This window comes from Sphingomonas sp. P4_G2 (assembly GCF_056401155.1).
Map to the genome: position 1 here is coordinate 44,117 of NZ_JBFUJY010000008.1, position 19,025 is coordinate 63,141.

At 66.2% G+C, this 19,025-nt stretch carries 16 protein-coding genes; 7 read left to right on the forward strand and 9 right to left on the reverse strand.

The window, feature by feature from the left end:
- Window positions 1–148: 148 nt before the first annotated feature.
- The gene (gene pyrC, locus AC1DRD_RS19415; protein WP_478031884.1) at window positions 149–1,174 is read right to left on the reverse strand and encodes a dihydroorotase; all 1,026 of its coding nucleotides are present in this window, start codon (window positions 1,172–1,174) and stop codon (window positions 149–151) included.
- Window positions 1,175–1,251: 77 nt separating this feature from the next.
- On the opposite strand from pyrC, the gene ygfZ reads away from it, so the two are divergent.
- Window positions 1,252–1,968, forward strand: a complete 717-nt coding sequence (ygfZ, locus tag AC1DRD_RS19420; RefSeq protein WP_478031885.1) for a CAF17-like 4Fe-4S cluster assembly/insertion protein YgfZ — start codon at window positions 1,252–1,254, stop codon at window positions 1,966–1,968.
- Between the two features lie 50 nt (window positions 1,969–2,018).
- Here the strand turns inward: ygfZ and AC1DRD_RS19425 are convergent, their stop codons facing one another.
- Both AC1DRD_RS19425 and AC1DRD_RS19430 read right to left on the reverse strand, forming a co-directional pair.
- The gene (locus AC1DRD_RS19425) at window positions 2,019–3,320 is read right to left on the reverse strand and encodes a UDP-glucose dehydrogenase family protein (RefSeq protein WP_478031887.1); all 1,302 of its coding nucleotides are present in this window, start codon (window positions 3,318–3,320) and stop codon (window positions 2,019–2,021) included.
- Between the two features lie 434 nt (window positions 3,321–3,754).
- Window positions 3,755–4,885: an OmpA family protein gene (locus AC1DRD_RS19430; RefSeq protein ID WP_478031889.1), complete on the reverse strand. Its 1,131-nt coding sequence runs from the start codon at window positions 4,883–4,885 to the stop codon at window positions 3,755–3,757.
- 288 nt (window positions 4,886–5,173) lie between these two features.
- On the opposite strand from AC1DRD_RS19430, the gene AC1DRD_RS19435 reads away from it, so the two are divergent.
- Window positions 5,174–6,010: a J domain-containing protein gene (locus tag AC1DRD_RS19435; RefSeq protein ID WP_478042686.1), complete on the forward strand. Its 837-nt coding sequence runs from the start codon at window positions 5,174–5,176 to the stop codon at window positions 6,008–6,010.
- Window positions 6,011–6,028: 18 nt separating this feature from the next.
- Here the strand turns inward: AC1DRD_RS19435 and dapF are convergent, their stop codons facing one another.
- Complete coding sequence (gene dapF, locus AC1DRD_RS19440) at window positions 6,029–6,988, reverse strand: diaminopimelate epimerase (RefSeq protein WP_478042757.1); 960 nt, start codon at window positions 6,986–6,988, stop codon at window positions 6,029–6,031.
- 122 nt (window positions 6,989–7,110) lie between these two features.
- Here dapF and AC1DRD_RS19445 point away from each other — a divergent pair, with 122 nt between their 5' ends.
- Window positions 7,111–8,085, forward strand: a complete 975-nt coding sequence (locus tag AC1DRD_RS19445; RefSeq protein ID WP_478031892.1) for a hypothetical protein — start codon at window positions 7,111–7,113, stop codon at window positions 8,083–8,085.
- A gap of 8 nt (window positions 8,086–8,093) precedes the next feature.
- Here AC1DRD_RS19445 and AC1DRD_RS19450 read toward each other — a convergent pair whose 3' ends face one another.
- The 5 genes from AC1DRD_RS19450 to AC1DRD_RS19470 form a co-directional block, all read right to left on the reverse strand.
- Window positions 8,094–8,933: an EF-hand domain-containing protein gene (locus tag AC1DRD_RS19450; protein WP_478042687.1), complete on the reverse strand. Its 840-nt coding sequence runs from the start codon at window positions 8,931–8,933 to the stop codon at window positions 8,094–8,096.
- Window positions 8,934–9,034: 101 nt separating this feature from the next.
- Window positions 9,035–10,399, reverse strand: coding sequence for a dihydrolipoamide acetyltransferase family protein (locus AC1DRD_RS19455; RefSeq protein WP_478042688.1), 1,365 nt, complete (start codon window positions 10,397–10,399; stop codon window positions 9,035–9,037).
- A 5-nt stretch (window positions 10,400–10,404) separates the two neighbouring features.
- Window positions 10,405–11,409, reverse strand: a complete 1,005-nt coding sequence (locus tag AC1DRD_RS19460) for an alpha-ketoacid dehydrogenase subunit beta (protein ID WP_478032034.1) — start codon at window positions 11,407–11,409, stop codon at window positions 10,405–10,407.
- 217 nt (window positions 11,410–11,626) lie between these two features.
- Complete coding sequence (locus AC1DRD_RS19465; protein ID WP_478031896.1) at window positions 11,627–12,913, reverse strand: thiamine pyrophosphate-dependent enzyme; 1,287 nt, start codon at window positions 12,911–12,913, stop codon at window positions 11,627–11,629.
- Between the two features lie 267 nt (window positions 12,914–13,180).
- Entirely contained in the window at window positions 13,181–14,182 is a 1,002-nt protein-coding gene (locus AC1DRD_RS19470) for a fumarylacetoacetate hydrolase family protein (protein ID WP_478042689.1), read from the reverse strand.
- 168 nt (window positions 14,183–14,350) lie between these two features.
- Here AC1DRD_RS19470 and AC1DRD_RS19475 point away from each other — a divergent pair, with 168 nt between their 5' ends.
- The 4 genes from AC1DRD_RS19475 (at window position 14,351) to AC1DRD_RS19490 (ending at window position 18,913) form a co-directional block, all read left to right on the forward strand.
- Window positions 14,351–15,505: an acyl-CoA dehydrogenase family protein gene (locus tag AC1DRD_RS19475; protein ID WP_478042690.1), complete on the forward strand. Its 1,155-nt coding sequence runs from the start codon at window positions 14,351–14,353 to the stop codon at window positions 15,503–15,505.
- Window positions 15,506–15,714: 209 nt separating this feature from the next.
- Complete coding sequence (locus tag AC1DRD_RS19480) at window positions 15,715–17,367, forward strand: AMP-binding protein (RefSeq protein ID WP_478042691.1); 1,653 nt, start codon at window positions 15,715–15,717, stop codon at window positions 17,365–17,367.
- A complete protein-coding gene (locus AC1DRD_RS19485; RefSeq protein ID WP_478042692.1) occupies window positions 17,364–18,518 on the forward strand; it encodes a thiolase domain-containing protein in 1,155 nt (384 codons plus the stop codon). Before AC1DRD_RS19480 ends, AC1DRD_RS19485 begins: the two co-directional genes overlap by 4 nt.
- The gene (locus AC1DRD_RS19490) at window positions 18,518–18,913 is read left to right on the forward strand and encodes a Zn-ribbon domain-containing OB-fold protein (RefSeq protein ID WP_478042693.1); all 396 of its coding nucleotides are present in this window, start codon (window positions 18,518–18,520) and stop codon (window positions 18,911–18,913) included. Before AC1DRD_RS19485 ends, AC1DRD_RS19490 begins: the two co-directional genes overlap by 1 nt.
- Window positions 18,914–19,025: the final 112 nt, after the last annotated feature.

Consider the following 19,025-nt stretch of genomic DNA (forward strand, 5'->3'; position numbering starts at 1 on the left):
CGCCCGCTGACTCGCATCGGCCCGGCCGGCGGCGCACAGCGCCGACCGACGACGCGGGCTCTGCCCGCGTCGCAAGTTGAAGAAGACCCTCACCCTCCCGCTTCGCGGGCCCCTCCCTCTCCCGCAAGCGGGAGAGGGTATTCCGGAGCTATACCACTAACCGCCACTCCAGCGTCTCACCGGCATGGAACGACACCAGCCCCGCGACGCGCGCCGGCACCTCGGTCGCCACGCGCTCCAGCGTCACCGTCCCCTCGTTGAGCGGCAGTCCATAAAAGCGCGGGCCATGTTCCGAGGCAAAGCCCTCGAATTTGTCGAGCGCGCCTTCTTCCTCGAACACCGCGGCATAGCTTTCGAGCGCGAACGGCGCGTTGAAGATGCCGGCACAGCCGCAATCCATTTCCTTGCGCTCGACCGCATGCGGCGCGCTGTCGGTACCGAGGAAGAATTTGGGCGAACCCGACACCGCCGCCGCACGCACCGCGAGACGATGGCGCTCGCGCTTGATCACTGGCAGGCAATAAGCATGCGGCCTCAGCCCGCCGTCGAACAAAGCGTTGCGGTTGAGGTGGAGGTGTTGCGGCGTGATCGTCGCGGCGACCAGCGGACCGGCGTCGGCCACGAATTCAGCGGCTTCGGCGGTGGTGATGTGCTCGAGCACGATCTTGAGCGCGGGGAAGTCGCGCACCAGCGGCGCCAGCGTGCGATCGATGAACACCGCCTCGCGGTCGAAAATGTCGACATCGCGGTCGGTGACCTCGCCGTGGATCAGCAGCGGCATGCCGATCCGCTGCATCGTTTCGAGCACCGCGCCCAATGCGCGGATGTCGGTGACGCCATGCGCGGAATTGGTCGTGGCGTGCGCGGGGTAGAGCTTGCACGCGGTGAACGCGCCCGCTTCATGCCCGCGCTCAATCTCGGCAGGGTCGGCACCGTCGGTCAGATAGCAGGTCATCAGCGGCGTGAAGTCGCTGCCGGCGGGCAAGGCGGCGCGGATGCGCGTGCGATAAGCTTCGGCCGCGGCGACGTTGGTGACCGGCGGCGTGAGGTTGGGCATCACGATGGCGCGCGCGAACTGGCGCGCGGTGTGCGCGACGACCGCCTCCAGCATCGCGCCGTCGCGCAGATGGACATGCCAGTCGTCGGGGCGGCGGATGGTCAGGCGATCGGTCATGACAATCGCCCTACAATCGTGCGCCGCGATCCGCCAGCATGGCTTGGATTCGGGCGGGCGCGCACTAGTTTGGCACCATGAGCGACACTGGAACCATGCTGGACGACCGCGCACTGATCCGCCTGGCCGGCGACGACGTCCGCGATTTCCTGCAAGGGCTGGTGACGCAGGACGTGCTGACGCTCGACCCCGCTGCGCCGCGCTGGTCGGGGCTACTGACCCCGCAAGGCAAGGCGCTGTTCGACTTCCTGCTCTGGGCGGACGGCGATTCGGTGCTGATCGATTGCGAGGCGGCCGAGGCCGACGCGTTGGCGCGGCGGCTGATGATGTACCGGCTGCGACGGCCGATCACGATCGAACGCGTCGCGGGCGCAGTGCATTGGGCGCGGGACAGCGCGTTGGGCGTGCCCGACCCGCGCTTGCCGGAACTGGGTCGGCGTTGGCTGGGCATGCCAAGCGAGCCGGCGCAAGGATGGCGCGCGCACCGCCTGTCGCTCGGCGTGACGGAGGGGGTCGCCGAGCTTGGCCAGGACAAGACCTTGTGGCTGGAGGCGAATGCCAGCGAACTCAACGGCGTGAGCTTCGCCAAGGGCTGTTATGTCGGGCAGGAGAATACCGCGCGGATGCATTATCGCGCCAAGGTCAACCGGCGGCTGGTGGTCGCGCCGATCGCGCCCGCGGGCGACCGGACGCGCGCGGTCTATCCCGATCTCGGCCTGATGGTCGAACTACGCCGGGTCGAGGCCCTGGGCGATGCGATCGTCGCACCGTGGCTGGCGACGGCGCTGATCTGACGCTTATTCCCCTCCCGCTTGCGGGAGGGGAGATAACCGCCGCCTGATCGTCAGCGCCCGACCGAGGAATAAGCGAAGCCAAGTTTGCGAACGTCATCCGGCCGATAGACGTTGCGCAGATCGACCATCACGGGCGCGGTCATCACGCTTGCCAGCCGCCGCAGATCGAGCGCGCGGAACGTGTCCCATTCGGTCACGATCGTTACCGCGTCGGCGCCGGTCGCGGCCTCATAGGCATCTTTGCAGAAGATGACGCCGGGCATCATCGCCTTGGCCGCCTCCATCCCTTCGGGATCGAACGCGCGCACCGTCACGCCGGCGTCCTGCAGGCTCTGCACCACCGCCAGGCTGGGCGCGTCGCGCATGTCGTCGGTGTTCGGCTTGAACGTCAGCCCCAGCACCGCGACCGACTTGCCGCGGGGCTCGTCGCCCAGCGCGTGGAGTACCTTGCGGCCCATCGCGCGCTTGCGGCTGTCATTGACCTTCACCACCGCCTCGACGATGTGGACCGGGCTTTCGTGATCCTCGGCGGTCTTGAGCAGCGCCAGCGTGTCCTTGGGGAAGCACGAGCCGCCATAGCCGGGTCCGGCATGGAGGAACTTGGCGCCGATGCGATTGTCGAGCCCGATCCCGCGTGACACGTCCTGGACGTTGGCGCCAACCGCTTCGCACAAATCGGCGATCTCGTTGATGAAGGTGATCTTGGTCGCGAGGAAGGCATTGGCGGCGTATTTGATCAGTTCCGAGGTGCGGCGGCTGACGAACAGGATCGGGCTCTCGTTGAGATAGAGCGGGCGATACACTTCGCGCATCACTTCGCGGGCGCGCGCATCCTCGCTGCCGATGACGATACGGTCGGGCCGCTTGAAGTCGCCGATCGCGGCGCCCTCGCGCAGGAATTCGGGATTGGAAACGACTGCGATGTCGATATCGGGGCGTTCTTCGCGCAGAATCTCCTCGACGCGGTCGCCGGTGCCGACCGGCACGGTCGACTTGGTGACGACGACGGTGGGCCCGGTGACCGCCGCGGCGATCTCCTTGGTCGCCTCGAACACATAGGTCAGGTCGGCATGGCCGTCACCGCGGCGCGACGGCGTGCCCACCGCGATGAAAATGGCATCGGCGCCCGCGACCGCGGTGGCGAGATCGGTGGTGAAGGTCAGGCGCCCGGCGGCGACGTTGGTCGCGACGAGCTGGTCGAGACCGGGTTCGTAGATCGGCATGCGACCGCCCTGGAGCGCCTCGATCTTGGCCGCATCCTTGTCGACGCAGACCACGTCGTGGCCGAAATCGGAAAAGCAGGCTCCCGACACCAGGCCGACATAGCCCGATCCGATCATCGTGATTTTCATTCTAGTCCCTCGGTGCAGACGGCATGTCCGGCGACCCGCCAGATCGTGACCCGCGTGCTCTATCGCAAGTAGGGGGTTTTGCCATCCCTGTGTGAGCCAGCCTGAGCCGTGAACCGTCGCCCCCTCTCCCGCGTGCGGGAGAGGGAGGGGCCCGCCGCGAAGCGGTGGGAGGGTGAGGGTCTTCTTACTTCTTCAAGGCGAGTGTCGGGCCAGGAGAAGTAAGAAGACCCTCACCCAACCCTCTCCCCTAAACGGGAGAGGGCTAAGCTCGGGAAAACCGCCGCGGCAAAGCCGCGTCGTCGGTCGGGCGCCTCACGCCCGCCGGCCGTGCGTGTTCGCTGGTGGAAATAGCTGCGCTATTCCCTTCCGCTCACACGCAAAGAAAAAGGGAGGCCGGCGAACCGACCTCCCCAAATCTTTCAGTCGTTGGAGACTTACTGACCCGAAGACGGGCCGTAGGTGATCTCCACGCGACGGTTCTGGACCTCGCGGACGCCATCGGCGGTCTCGACACGCGGACGGCTCTCGCCGAACGCCTGCTCGCTGATGACACCATCCGGAACCGAATGGGCGACCATGTAAGCCTTCACCGCGTCGGCACGACGCTGCGAGAGGCCGACATTGTACTTGGCCGAACCCGAACGGTCCGCGTGACCCGCCAGCATGACCTGGGCATTGCCGCAGTTCGCGTACTGGCTGATCGCGTTGTCGAGGATCGACGCCGCTTCCGGCGTGATATCCGACTTGTCCCACTCGAAGAACACGATGAACGGTCCCGGCGAGCAGACCACGGCCGGCGGAGGCGGCGGCGCCGGCGGTTCCGGCGGCGGAGGAGGCGGAGGCGGAGGCGGCGGCGGCGGAGGCGGCGCCGGCGGTTCGCCGAAGTTGTAGGTGAAGCCGCCCAGGATGCTGTGCGTACGGAAGCGTCCGTCCAGCGTCCGGCCGGTCACGTCGACCAGCTTGACGTTCTCGGCGTTGAAGAAGCGATACTTCAGCGACGCGTCGATATGGTTGGTGATCGGCGCACGGATACCCGCAATCGCCTGCCACGCGAACACCGTGTCCGAATCGTTCAGGAACGAGCCGTAGGTGTTGAGCGCGTACTTGTCGGCCTTGACGCGAGCGACACCGACACCGCCGCCGACGAAGCCCTGCAGGCCATCATCGTCGCCGAAGTCGAGCATGCCGTTCAGCATGAAGCTCAACGCGGTGGTCTTGCCCCCGGCATAGCTATAGCTGCCGGCGTTTGACTGAACCAGAGCGCCAGCGCTGTTATACGCCGGAATGCGAAGGCTCGAGCTGATCGCGTCGACATTGGCGGACTTGTACGAAACTTCGGTTTCGACGCGGAACATACCGAAGTCGTAACCGACCTGGCCACCGACGTCATAACCGTAGTTATGGTCGATCTTCATGGCGTCTGGCGCCGCACCGATGTCGAAGTGAATGTCTTCGACAATCATCGCGCCGCCTTCGACGCCAACATACCACGCCTTATCGCGCGCAAGCGCGGGCGTCGCAAGTGCGGTTGAAGCGAGCGCCACGGCAATGGCAAGCTTGCGCATCTGTATCCCCTTTCACGGTTGTCACTACGGACAGCGCAAACTCCCTACCCAAAGGTTCGTTTCCACGCAAGCGAAACAAAGCTGATCCGCTGTGGCGGCGGAGCAACACTTTTACCCGGTTTTCCGTCGGTTTCAGGTTTCCCGCCCGCTTGCCGGCACGGCGGAAAGAGCGGTGCGACCATCGTCCGCCAACCGCCTGCGACGGACGGCGCCAACAACGCGATCAGCCCGGCCAGGATCGCGCATCCCACGCTTGCCGAGTTCGCCTTTTGGGCGCAAATATTGGCGATGGCGGCAGCGCCCGATTATTACGCGATGCTCGGCGTAACGCCCGACGCGGACCACGCCGTGATCCGCGCCGCGTGGAAGGCGCTGTTGCGCAAATACCATCCCGATACCGCGCATGGCGTGCCCGACGCCGACGACCGTACCCGCGCGTTCAACGCGGCCTGGGCGGTATTGGGCAATAACAACCGCCGTATCGCCTATGACCTGCAACGCGCGGCACCGCCCGATGACGAGACGCGACCCGGCTGGGCGTCGCCCTATCCGATGCCGCCGCGCCGCGGAGCCGGCACCACGCTGGTGCTGATCCTCGCCTTTGTCGGGTTGCCGGCGGTCGCGATCACTCTGCCCGGCGTGCCCGGACAGGTCGCGGCGATGCTGCCGGGGGGCGATAGCGGGTCGGCCGCGAGCTTCGCGCGGTCGAGTTTCCGCCAGGTGCGGCGCCTGCTCACGCCCGCCGGATTCGGGGCCGGCAGCGCTGCCGCGAGTCCGGCTATCCCGACGTCGGCAGCGACATCGTCGCCGACCCCGGTCGCCGCGCCGCAGATCGACCACGCGACCATCCGCCTTGCCGTCCGCCAATATAGCCGCGTCGTCCGCCGCGACGGCCAGCAAGGAATCGCTGCTTATAGCCGCGGCTGCGCCCAGCGCGCGGCCAGCCTGGCACGGTGGGAATCGGACGATTTCTGCGCTGCCTTCGACATGGCCGCCGGGCGCGATACGACAGCATCGGCGGCGCGCTACGTCCGGCTCGGCATCCCAGCCACGGCCGCGACGACGCGCCTTGGGCAAATCCGCGCCCAGCTTCACCGAACAGCCTCGTTCCCCAAGCGGCAGTAACCCGTAGCCGGCCCGCGATCAGGCCGGTCGAGGTGCCGCGATCGCCTGGTCCGCTACCCCCGCCCAGGCCGCGATCTCGTCGTTGAAATGCCGCGTCACGATGAGCTCGCCGGCCAAAGCGCGGTCGAGATCGACGTCGGCCGACCCTTCCCATTCGTAAGTGGCATTGCCCGATAGCCGGACCATGCCGTCCGGATCGGCACAGGCCCTGATCAACCCGCCCGCATTCCAGACGGTGATTTCGGTATCGAAGCGTGCGCGTTCGGTCAGGCAGGCGGCGAAGGTCGACGCCGCCATCGCGCTGCCGCAACTGTCGGTCAGTCCGACGCCGCGTTCGAACGTGCGGACGAACAGACCGCCGGGACGCGTTTCGACGAAGCTGACATTGGCGCGGTTGGGCAGCCAGTCGGGCGCCGATTCGCACAGCTGACCGACCGCCACGAGTTCCTGCTCATCGACTGCGTCGACGAACGCGATCAGATGCGGGTTGGGAATCGAGACCGCGGTGAACGGCCGATCGCTGGGCAATCCGGGAATCGCCATCTGGACATTCTGTTCGCGGCCGATCGTCATCGGCCAGTCGACGATATCGAGCGATGCCGGACCGGCCAGTTCGCGAACCGTCACCACGCCCGGCGAAAGATCGGGATCGCGCGTCACCTCGACCACCGAGGTCTTGAGATGGACGTGCGCATGGTCGATCCCCAGCGCATCGAACCCGGCCCGCGCGACGCAGCGTAGCCCGTTGAGACAAGTCTCGGCTTCCGACCCGTCGCTGTTGAACATGCGGAAACCGAAATCGTGCCGCGCATCGCCCGCGGTCAGCAGCAGCAGGCCGTCGCCACCGACCGGCCCGCGCCGATCGGCCAGCGCCCGCGCGACCTGGGCCCAGGCAGCGTCGGGCAATTCGATGGCACGCGCATCGATCATCGGGAAATCGTTGCCCGAACCGTGGCATTTGACGAACGCGAACCGCATCGCCGCGCTGTAGCGCTGTCGCGCGCGCGGTTCAAACCATCGCGTGCCGGTATGGCGCATTCACCCCTTGCCGCGCGACACGGCGCACGACATGTTGCCGGCGGGGAAAGCGGGGGCCGCGCATGATATCGTCGACATGGCGAGACGAAGGTCTCGACGAATGGGAAGCCGCGCTAGAGCAATCCGATGGCCGTCCGTGGATCGCCATGCTGGCGGGGGCCGGCGCGATCCTGCTGATCGCGATCGTCGCGATCAACCTGTCGCCGGTCGACATATCGACGCATAGCGCGGGCGCGCTCGCGGTAGCGACGATATTGGCGGCACTGGTCTGGGGCGGCGCCTGGTTCCTGACGCTCCGCCACGCCACGACGGGCTGGAAAATCGGCGTAGCGGCGGTCCTATGGGGCATCGCCCTGCTCACCGTTGCCGCCGCGATCGCCTTTGACACGATCGCGCTGCGGATGGACGCCGCCAACGTCCGGCGAATCCGTATCGACGAGACCGGCGAGCCCCGCCTGCCACCGGGCATGGCGGTCGGCCCGATCACGCGGACGATGTTCGATTTCCTCCGCGACATGACCTCCGAACGGCACCAGCGCGAGGCGATGTTCCAGGTGATGGGCATGGATCGGCTGCACGACGCCTATATGGTCAGCAACACGCCGGCGATGCTCAAGGATTGCGCGAGATTTGTTCGGGTCGAACCGAAAATCGACCAGTCGGATCGCCGCGTGACCGCGGCGATCGCGCGGGTCCACACGCGGCTGGGCGAGATCGTCAAGGACGAGGCGACCCGGCGCGAGTTGATCAAGGCGTTCGACAAGGGACTGGACAGCAATCTGGCCAATTCGCGCCGGTCGAGCGAATTGCAGCGCCAGCAACTCGAGATCGGCGGCCGGTTGTGCACGTTCCTCGCGACGCATCGCTGGAAAGCGGTCGGCGGCCAGTTCATGTTCTACAATCAGGGCGATGTCGGCACGTTCAACCGAACGATCACCGATTGGAACGATGCGGTCAGGGAGCAAACCGCATTGGTCGCCAACGCGCGCCGCAAGATGACCGAGACCGGATTGCTCGACAGCCGGTCGCGCTTCTGACCGGCGCCTCAGGGCGCGGAGTCGCCGCCATCCTTGTCCGCCGGGGGCGAGCCGTTGCCGGTGGCGTCGCCGCGCGACCAACCTCTGCCGCCTCTCCGCTTGCCCTTGCCGCCGAACTGGCCCGCCGCCGGCGCGCTCAATTTGGGAAGTTCGGCGCGGGTGAGTTTGCCGTCATGCTTGGTGTCGAGCATCGCGAAGCGATCCGCCGCGGCGTCACGGAACTCCTTGGGATCGACCCCACGGTTGAAATTGGTGTCGGCAACGGTGACCGGCTCGGGATAATCGAAGAACGAGAAGCGCGCCGCACCGCGTTTGACGTCGGAATAACGTGGCTGCGCGTCGCTGCTGCTCGATTGGGCGTCGCCGCCACCACCGCCACCGCCCATGCGACCGCCGCCGCGGCCTCCACCCCCACCACCGCCGCCGCCGCCATGTCGGCCGCCACCGCCGCGACGCGCACCGCCACTCGGCCGGCCGGCGGCCATGCCGCCTTCACCGCCGGTACGGATTTCGGGGGCGAGCACGGTCTCGTAATAGTCGATATCGTCGGGATCGATCTCGCCGTCATGCCCGCGATCGAGCCGCAGGAAGAAGCGGTCCGCGTCGGCGGTGAACTCGGCGAGCGTCACCACGCCGTCATGATTGGTGTCGGCGCCGTCGAACCACATTCCCACAGGATCGGGGCCGCGAAACGGCTCGCCCATCGGGCTGATGAACAGCCGGCCGCGCGGGCGGTCCTGCGGGGCGGCGGCAGGCTTGTCGTCGTCCGGCAGCTTACCGGCCAAAGGCGGTATCGGTGGCACCGCCTGCCCGCCCGCCATCAACATCAATCCCAACCAGAAACCCATCGCCGATACTCCGCCCCGACCCTCAAGGGCGGGACGCTAGGCGCGCTTTGTCGCACAACTATGTCGGGCCGCAACGGCCGCGCCGGCGCCGGCGCAGCTGGTCAGTCGGCAAACAGCAGGACCGGCGTCTCGAGATATTTGCGCACCGCCTGGACGTAGCTCGCCGCATCCCAGCCATCGACGACACGGTGGTCGCAGCTGATCGACAGGTTCATCAGCTTGGCGCGGACGATGTCGTCGCCACGGAATACCGGGCGCTCGACGATCTTGTTGGGACCGATGATCGCCACTTCGGGTCGGTTGATCACCGGCGTCGTCGCGATGCCGCCCAACGGCCCGAGCGAGGTCACGGTGATCGTGCCGCCGCCCATTTCGTCAGGCTTGAGCTTGTTGGCGCGCGCGGCCTCGGCCAGCCGCGTGATCTCGGTCGCGAGCTGCCACACGTTCCTGTCCTGCGCATCGCGGATGACGGGAACGGTGAGCCCGGCATCGGTTTGCGTCGCCATGCCGAGATGGACCCGGCCCGAGCGCGTCACCACGCCGGCTTCGTCGTCGTAGCGCGCATTGAGCATCGGGAAATCGGGTAGGGTGCGGCAAATGGCGACGATCAGGAACGGCAGCATGGTGAGCTTGGGCCGCCCCCCGCGATTGGCGTTGAGGTCGGCGCGCATGTCCTCGAGCGCGGTCACGTCGATCTCGTCGACATACGTGAAATGCGGGATGTTGCGCTTGGCCGCCTGCATGTTCTCGGCAATGCGGCGGCGCATGCCGATGACCTTGATCACCTCGTCCTCGCGCGCGCGGCTCGCGTGCGGGGCATGATAGCCCTGGCCCGAGCCGTAGCGCAGGAAGGCGTCGAGATCGGCGTGGCGGATGCGGTCGCCGTCGGTTTTTACCTGGGAAAGGTCGACGCCGAGGTCTTTGGCGCGCTGGCGGACCGCGGGGGTGGCGAGGACCTTCTCCCTCTCCCCTTGTGGGAGAGGGAGGGAGCCGCCGGAGGCGGCGGAAGGGTGAGGGGGAGTGCTGGGCGAGACGGACGCAGAGTCCCCCTCACCCTTCCCACTCGCTGACGCGAGCGGGCCCCTTCCCCCTCCCACAAGGGGAGAGGGAGATTCGGTTTCGTAGGCCGGCGTCTCGCCCTCAGCATCCGCAAGACCCGGCGTCTCCGCCTCGATCTCTTCCGCGACTTCCTCGGCCTTTGTCTCGGGCTGGGCACTGGCCTCCCCCACGGTCTCGATCACCACCAGCGTCGAGCCGATCGGGATCTGATCCCCGACCTCGCCCGCCAAGGACACGACGGTCCCCGAGACCGGGCTCTCCATCTCGACCGTCGCCTTGTCGGTCATCATGTCGGCGAGCTGCTGGTCTTCCTCGACCGCATCGCCGACCTTGACGTGCCAGGCGACGATCTCGGCTTCTGCGATGCCTTCACCGATGTCGGGCAAGCGAAATTCAAACCGGGCCATTCGGATCAGTCCTTCATGATCTTTTTGAGCGCCTGTCCGATACGGACGGGGCCGGGAAAATAGGCCCATTCGAGGCTGTGGGGGTAAGGCGTGTCGAACCCGGTGACGCGTTCGATCGGTGCCTCGAGATGATAGAAACAACGTTCCTGGACCAGCGCCGACAATTCGGCGCCGAAGCCCGAGGTGCGCGTCGCTTCGTGGACGATCATGCAGCGGCCGGTCTTCTTGACCGACTCCTCGATCGCCTCGATGTCGAGCGGGACCAGCGTGCGCAAATCGAGAATCTCGGCGTCCACGCCGGCTTCCTCGATCACGGCCCGGCAAACATGGACCATCGTGCCGTAGCAGAGGATAGTCAGCGCCTCGCCAGCGCGGACGACGTTCGCCTTGCCCAGCGGCACCTTGTAATAGCCTTCGGGCACCTCGCCGCCGGGATGTTTCGACCAATTCTCCGCCGGACGATCCCAATGGCCGTTGAACGGGCCGTTATAGATACGCTTGGGCTCGAAGAAGATCGTCGGATCATTGTCCTCGATCGCCGCGATCAGTAGGCCCTTGGCGTCGTACGGCGTCGCCGGGATCACCGTCTTCACGCCCGAGACGTGGGTGAAGATGCCCTCGGGCGATTGCGAGTGCGTCTGCCCACCGAAGATGCCACCGCCATAAGGCGAGCGGATCGTCATCGGCGCGATGAACTCGCCCGCCGAGCGATAGCGCAGCCGCGCCGCTTCCGACACGAGCTGGTCGAGCGCGGGATAGATATAGTCAGCGAACTGGATCTCCGGCACCGGGCGCAGGCCATAAGCGCCCATGCCGACCGCGACGCCGATGATGCCGCATTCGGTGATCGGCGTGTCGAACACGCGCGTCTTGCCGTGCTTCTTCTGCAGCCCGGCGGTCGCACGGAACACGCCGCCGAAATAGCCGACATCCTCGCCCATCACGATCACGCTGGGGTCGCGCGCCATCATCACGTCGAGCGCCGAGTTGATCGCCTGGATCATGTTCATGCGGGAGGTGGTGCCGGTATCGGCCGCGCCAGCTTCGGTTTCGATGACATCGCTCACCAGACCAACTCCGTCACCCCAGCGAATGCTGGGGTCTCTTGAAAATAGAGCGAGCGCTGGCGGCGCGAGACCAGCGACGGGTTGAGCATGCCCCGCATGCTCAAGGCCCGTCCGGGGGACGGGCCGACCCGTCGCTCTTTCGCTGGGGTGACGGATAAGGTCACTTCCGCGCCCATGGCCGCCCCGATGCTTCTTCTTCGCTCATCATCTGCTGCTGCTGTTCGCGCAAATGCCATGGCATTTCCTCGAACACGCCGTCGAACAAGGTGTCGAGCGGCTGGTGCAGGCCGTGGCCGAGGATGCCGTTCTTCTCGGCCTCTTTTTGCGCGTCGCGCACCATTTCGGCGAGCTCCTTGTCCTGCGCGACATGGCGCTCCTCGTCCCATTCGCCGATCGCGATGAGATGGTCCTTGAGCCGCGTGACGGGATCGCCGAGCGGCCAGGCCGTCGGCTCGCCTGCCGAGCGATATTGCGTCGGGTCGTCCGAGGTCGAATGGCCTTCGGCACGATAGGTGAAATGCTCGATCAAGGTCGGGCCCTGGTTGGTCCGCGCGCGCTCCGCTGCCCAGGACATCGCGGCATAGACCGCGAGCGCATCGTTGCCGTCGACGCGCAGGCCGGCAATGCCATAGCCGATCGCGCGCGCGGCGAAGGTGGTCGCTTCCGCCCCGGCGAATCCCGAGAACGAGCTGATCGCCCATTGGTTGTTGACGACGTTGAAGATGACCGGCGCGCGATAGACCGTCGCGAAGGTCAGCGCCGAGTGGAAGTCGCCTTCCGCGGTCGACCCTTCGCCGCACCAGGTCGAGGCGATCCGCGTGTCGCCGCGCGACGCCGAGGCCATCGCCCAGCCGACCGCTTGCGGATATTGCGTGGTGAGATTGCCGGAGATCGAGAAGAAGCTGAACCGCCGCTCCGAATACATGATCGGCAGCTGCTTGCCCTGGAGCTTGTCGCCATTGTTCGAATAGATCTGGTTCATCATGTCGACCAGCGGACAACCGCGCGAGATCAGGATGCCTTGCTGACGATAGCTCGGGAAGCACATGTCGTCATCGGCGAGCGCGGCGGCGGCGCCGATCGACACCGCTTCCTCACCCAGGCTCTTCATGTAGAAGCTGGTCTTGCCCTGGCGCTGGGCGCGGAACATGCGCTCGTCGAACGCGCGGACCAATGCCATGTTGCGAAGCATGCGGCGCAGCGCGTCGGGCGAAAGCTTGGGGTCCCAGGGGCCGACCGCGCGATTGTCCTCATCGAGCACGCGGACCATGGTGTAAGCGAGGTCGGCGAAGTCCTGCGCCTTATCGGCGGTATCGGGACGCCGCACCGATCCGGCGGGGGGCACGTCGACTTCGCCGAAATCGACCGTGTCGCCGGGGCGGAATTTGGGTTCCGGCACGTGCAGCGACAGGGGCTTCAAATTGGCGCGCGGATGATCGCTGGCCATGCTCTCTCCAGGTTCGACTCACCAGCCGCAACGCTTGGGCGCGGGCTTTGGCGCGTTGTTATAAAATTTCAACGGACTTGGCGAGTCTTGCGTGGAGCAGGTCGGCATACCGCCCGGCAACCAAGCTGCGCCGAGCGGATTGCGCACTCCGTCACCCCAGCGAAAGCTGGGGTCTCAAGCGGTGGCGCGATGAGGCTGGAGACCCCAGCTTTCGCTGGGGTGACGGGAATTTCGCTGGGGCGACGGAATCTCGCTCGGGTGACGGAGTTATTCCACCGTCTGTTCGATCACCCCGAAGATCGGATGATGGCGGTCATCCTCTGCCCAGATGCGGACGGTATCGCCTTTCTTGAGGAACGGCGTTTTGGCCGCGCCGGTCTGTATCGTCTCGACGGTGCGCACCTCGGCTAGGCACGAATAACCGACCCCGCCATCGGCGATCGGTTTGCCCGGACCGCCATCCGCGTCGCGGTTGGAGACGGTACCCGACCCGATGATCGTCCCCGCCCCGAGGCGCCGCGTCTTGGCGGCGTGCGCGACCAGGGTACCGAAATCGAACGTCATGTCCTCGCCCGCCTCGGCACGGCCGAAGGGCTGGCCGTTGAGGTCGACCATCAATTTGCGATGGAGCTTGCCGTCCTGCCACCAATCGCCGAGCGAATCGGGCGTGACGAACACCGGGGAGAAAGCGCTGGCCGGTTTCGACTGGAAGAAGCCGAAGCCCTTGGCGAGTTCGCCCGGGATGAGGTTACGCAGTGACACGTCGTTGGTCAGCCCGACCAGCAGGATCGCGTCGAGCGCCTGGTCGCGCGTGGCGCCCAGTGGCACGTCGCCGGTCACCACCACGACCTCGGCCTCGAGGTCGCAGCCCCAGGCTTCGTCGGCGAGCGGGATCGGATCGCGCGGGCCGAGAAAACCGTCCGAACCGCCCTGGTACATCAAGGGATCGTGCCAGAAGGTCTCCGGCATCTCGGCGTTTCGTGCCTGTCGAACCAATGCAACATGGTTCACATAGGCCGAGCCGTCCGCCCATTGGTAGGCGCGCGGCAGCGGCGAGGCAGCGTCGTGCTCGTGGAAGCGCTGGCGCGGGATGACTTCGTGATCGAGGTCGGTCTGAAGATTCTGCAGATCGGGCGATAGCCGATCCCAATCGTCGAGCGCGGCTTGCAAGGTCGGCGCGATATGCCCGGCATCGGCATACCAGGCGAGGTCGGTCGACACGACGACCAGTTTGCCGTCACGGCCGTGCTTGAGGCTGGCGAGTTTCATGCGCTCTCCTGAAAACTTTGCCCATCCTTACCCGTTCGCTTCGAGCGAAGTCGAGAAGCCTTTGCTCCCCTCAACGGTGTCTCGGCGTCGTTCGACACGAACGGCGACGGTTGACGCCCGCGTAAACTGCCCGCACCTTGCCCAAAAGGTTGCAGGAGAGGACGTATCATGACCCCGGATTCGGTGCCCGGCCGCTTCGCCTATAACGAGGATCATGAGGCGTTCCGCCAGACCGTCCGTTCCTTCCTGCAGAAGGAAGGCGTGCCGCACGTCAACGAGTGGGAGCAGAACCGGCTGGTCCCGAAGGCCTTCTGGCGCAAGGCCGGCGAGATCGGGATGCTGTGCCCGACCGTTCCCGAGGCTTATGGCGGGCTGGGACTCGATTTCGGCTATAACGCGATCGTCGATGAGGAGATGTCCTATATCGGCGTTCCCGCCGGCTTCTCGCTGCAATCCGACATCGTGTGCGGCTATCTCGAAGCTTATGGTTCGGAGGAGCAGAAGGCGCAGTGGCTGCCGCGCCTCGTGTCGGGCGAGACGATCACCGCGATCGCGATGACCGAGCCGGGCACCGGCAGCGATCTCCAGGCGATCCGCACCTCGGCCAAGAAGGACGGCAACCATTATGTCGTCAACGGCAGCAAGACCTACATCACCAACGGCCAGAATGCCGACCTGGTATTGGTCGTCGCCAAAACCGATCCGGACATCCAGCCGGCCTATAAAGGCATGTCGATCATCCTGATCGAGGCCGATCGCGAAGGCTTCAAGCGCGGGCGCAAGCTCGACAAGATCGGCCAGGACGCCGCCGACACCTCCGAGTTGTTCTTCGAGGATGTGCGCGTGCCGATGACCAATTGCCTGGGCGAGGAAGGCAAGGGCTTCATCTACCTGATGAGCCAGCTGCCGCAGGAACGGCTGTCGATCGCGATCGGGACGCAGGCATCGGCGCAAAAGGCGTTCGACGAAACGGTCGAGTTCACCAAGACGCGCAAGGCGTTCGCCGGGATGGTGTTCGATTTCCAGAATACGCGGTTCGTGCTCGCCGACCTCAAGGCCAAGCTCCAGGTCGGCTGGGCGCATCTCGATTGGGCGATCCAGCGGCATCTCAAGGGCGAACTGACTCCGACCGAAGGCGCGGCGGCCAAACTCTGGCACACCGAGCTGCAATGGGAGGTCATGGACAAGTGCCTCCAGCTGCATGGCGGTGCGGGCTATATGAACGAATATCCGATCGCGCGGATGTGGCGCGCGGCGCGGGTGTCGCGCATCTATGGCGGGACCAACGAGATCATGAAGGAGCTGATCGGGCGATCGCTGTAAAGCGACCGTCCGCGCTCCGAGGGTTACGAGCCGCACCTCGGCTTTGCCGAAATTCCCGCTTCGACAGGAACGGCGATTATTTCGCCCTGCCCCCTTGACGCTCCATACCCGATCTTCCAATCGCTTTCTCAAGAAGCCGTAGCGTCAGGAAAGAAGCGCGGTAACTGGGAGAGTCGGATGCCAGCCTTCCGTACCCGAGGTTCCGAGCAGTGACCGCTTGGACCTATGCCAATGTCTGGGAAGCGGTCGCCGCGGCGATCCCCGACGAGCCCGCAATCGTCCAGGGCGACCGCGTCGTCAGCTTCGCCGCATTCGATACCGCCGCCGATGCGCTCGCCGCGCACTTCCTTGCCGCCGGGCTGACGCATCAGTCGAAGGTCGCGGTCTACACGACCAATTGTCCCGAATATCTCATCGCCTATTTCGCCGCGTTCAAGGCCGGGCTGGCGCCGTTCAACGTCAATTACCGCTATGGGCCCGGGGAGGTCCGCTATCTGCTCGACAATGGCGATGCCGAAGCGGTGGTGTTCGAGGCGGGGTTCGCGTCATTGCTCGACCGCGTGCGCGGACAGATGCCCGACGTGAAGAGCTGGATCGCGGTCGCGCCCGCTGGTGAAGCGGTGCCCGATTGGGCGCAGGGGTTCGCCACGCTCGCCGCCACCGTCCCGGACCAGCGCCCGATCGTCGCACCCTGGGGCCGTCACGACGAGGATCTGCTGCTGATCTTCACCGGCGGCACCACCGGCATGCCCAAAGCGGTGATGTGGCGGCAAGGCGATCTGTTCGCCAAGGGTGGCTATGGCGCCAATCCCCTGCTCGGCATCCCGCCGCTCGACCGACCCGAGGATGCCGGGCCGCGCGCGCTCGCCACCCCGATCAAGCCACGCTCGCTGATCGCGCCGCCGCTGATGCACGCGACTGGGCTGATCGCCGCGTTCGGTGCGCTCGGCTTTGGCGGGACGGTCGTCCTGCTGCCCCATGGCAAGTTCGATCCTGAGGCGATGTGGGATTCGGTCGAACAATGGCGCGCGACGCGGATCACGATCGTCGGCCAGCCCTTCGCCCAGCCCTTGCTCGAAGCGCTCGATGCCAATCCGAGCCGTTGGGACCTGTCATCGGTGTTCGTGATCGGCTCGTCGGGCGCGATGTGGAACCGCGAGAACAAGCTCGGACTGATCCGCCATATTCCCCAGGTCCAGTTGATGGATAGCTATTCCTCGTCCGAGGCGTTCGGCATGGGCATCTCCACCACCAACGCCAGCGGCGAGATCGCCACGGCGAGCTTCGCGCTCGGCCCCGATTGCGCGATCTTCACCGAGGACGGCAGGCGGGTCGAACCGGGGTCGGGCGAGAGCGGCCGGCTTGCGGTCGGCGGGCCTATTCCGCTCGGCTATTACAAGGACCCGACCAAGACCGAATCGACCTTCCCGACCTATGAAGGCAAGCGCTGGTCGATGCCCGGGGACTGGGCGACGGTCGATGCCGACGGCACTGTCCGCATCCTCGGCCGCGGCTCGCAATGCATCAATACCGGTGGGGAGAAGGTGTTTCCCGAGGAAGTCGAGGAAGCATTGAAACGCCATCCGGCAGTGCGTGACGCGGCGGTGACCGGCGTGCCCGACCCGCGCTTTGGCGAGCGCATCGTCGCATTGGTCGAGCCGCATCCGGGGGCAGCGGCCGACGAAATGGAATTGCGCGACCATGTGAAGGGCCAACTCGCCATCTACAAGGCACCGCGCCATGTGCTGGTGGTCGAGAGCGTGGCCCGCGCGCCCAACGGCAAGCTCGATTACAAGGCGGTCAAGGAGCGGGCGCTGGCGGCCTTCGGGGCGGCATCGGGCGAGATACAGGGGGCAGCGTGAGCATCAGGAACAAGGCCTATATTTCCGGGGCGTACGAACATCCCACGCGCCTGGCGCCGGACAAGTCGACGCCGCAGCTCCACGCCGAATGCACTGCCGGGGCGCTCGCCGATGCCGGGCTCAGCCTCAAGGACGTCGACGGCTATTTCTGCGCGGGCGACGCGCCCGGCTTCGGCGGCATGTCGATGGTGGATTATCTCGGCCTCAATGTCCGCCATGTCGATTCGACCGAGACCGGCGGCTCGTCCTACATCCTCCACGTCAGCCATGCCGCGCAGGCGATCGCCGCAGGCAAATGCTCGGTCGCGCTGATCACGCTTGCCGGGCGCCCGAGATCGGAGCCGTTCGGCCGGCAATTGGGCAATGCCCCCGAAGCGCCATTCGAGGGCTGGGTCGGGCAATCGACGCACAACAGCTACGGCATGTGCGCCGCGCGCCACAGGTATGAGTATGGCACCACCGCCGAGCAGCTTGCCTGGGTCAAGGTCGCGGCCAGCACGCATGCGCAATACAACCCACACGCGATGCTGCGCGACGTCGTCACGGTCGAGGATGTGGTCAATTCGCCGATGATCTCGGACCCGCTCCACCGGCTCGATTGCTGCGTGGTGTCGGATGGCGGCGGCGCGTTGCTGGTGGTGTCGCCCGACGTGGCGAAGTCGCTCAAGCGACCGCTGGTCGCGGTGCGCGGCGCCGGCGAACATGTGAAGGGCCCGCGTGGCGGCATAAATCTCGACCTCACGACCTCGGCGGCGGCGGTGTCCGGGCCTGCAGCGTTTGCCGAAGCAGGCGTGACGCCGGCCGACATCCAATATGCCTCGATCTACGACAGCTTCACCATCACCGTGCTGATCCAGCTCGAGGATCTCGGGTTCTGCGAGAAGGGCCAGGGAGGCCGCTTCGTCGCCGACGGCAACCTGATCTCGGGCAGCGGCAGATTGCCGTTCAACACCGATGGCGGCGGCCTGTGCAACAACCACCCGACCAATCGCGGCGGCATCACCAAGGTGATCGAGGCGGTGCGCCAATTGCGCGGCGAGGCGCATCCGGCGGTGCAGGTGCCCGATTGCGGTCTCGCCGTCGCCACCGGCATCGGCGGCGCGCTCGGTGCGCGGCATGGTGCCGGCACCCTGATCCTGGAGCGGCAATGATGAGCGAGCCCCGCAAGATCCCCGCGCCCCAGCCCAATGTCGAGAATCAGCGTTTCTTCGACGCGGCGGCGCAAGGCACACTGCTGATCGGCCAGTGCGATGCGTGCGGCCAACCGCATTATTATCCGCGGGCGCTGTGTCCCTTCTGCCTGGCGGAAAGCCGCTGGGTGGAGAGTGCGGGCAAAGGCGCGATCTATTCGCTGTCGACGATGCGGCGCGGGGCCGGCGCGCCGTACACCCTGGCTTGGGTGGCGCTGGACGAAGGACCGGCGGTGCTGACCAACATCGCGACCGAGGATCACGATGCGTTGAAGATCGGCCAGCGGGTGCGGGTGCAGTTCACGCCGACCGAGGGTGGTCCACCGGTCCCGATGTTCGCGCCTGACGTGGGGTAGTAACGGTGCCCCCTCTGCTCCGTCATCCCGGCCTTGTGCCGGGATCCACCGTGCCGCAGGCTGAGTCCTCGCCCCTCAAGGTCAGCGCTCGCTGCATGGTGGATGCCGGGAC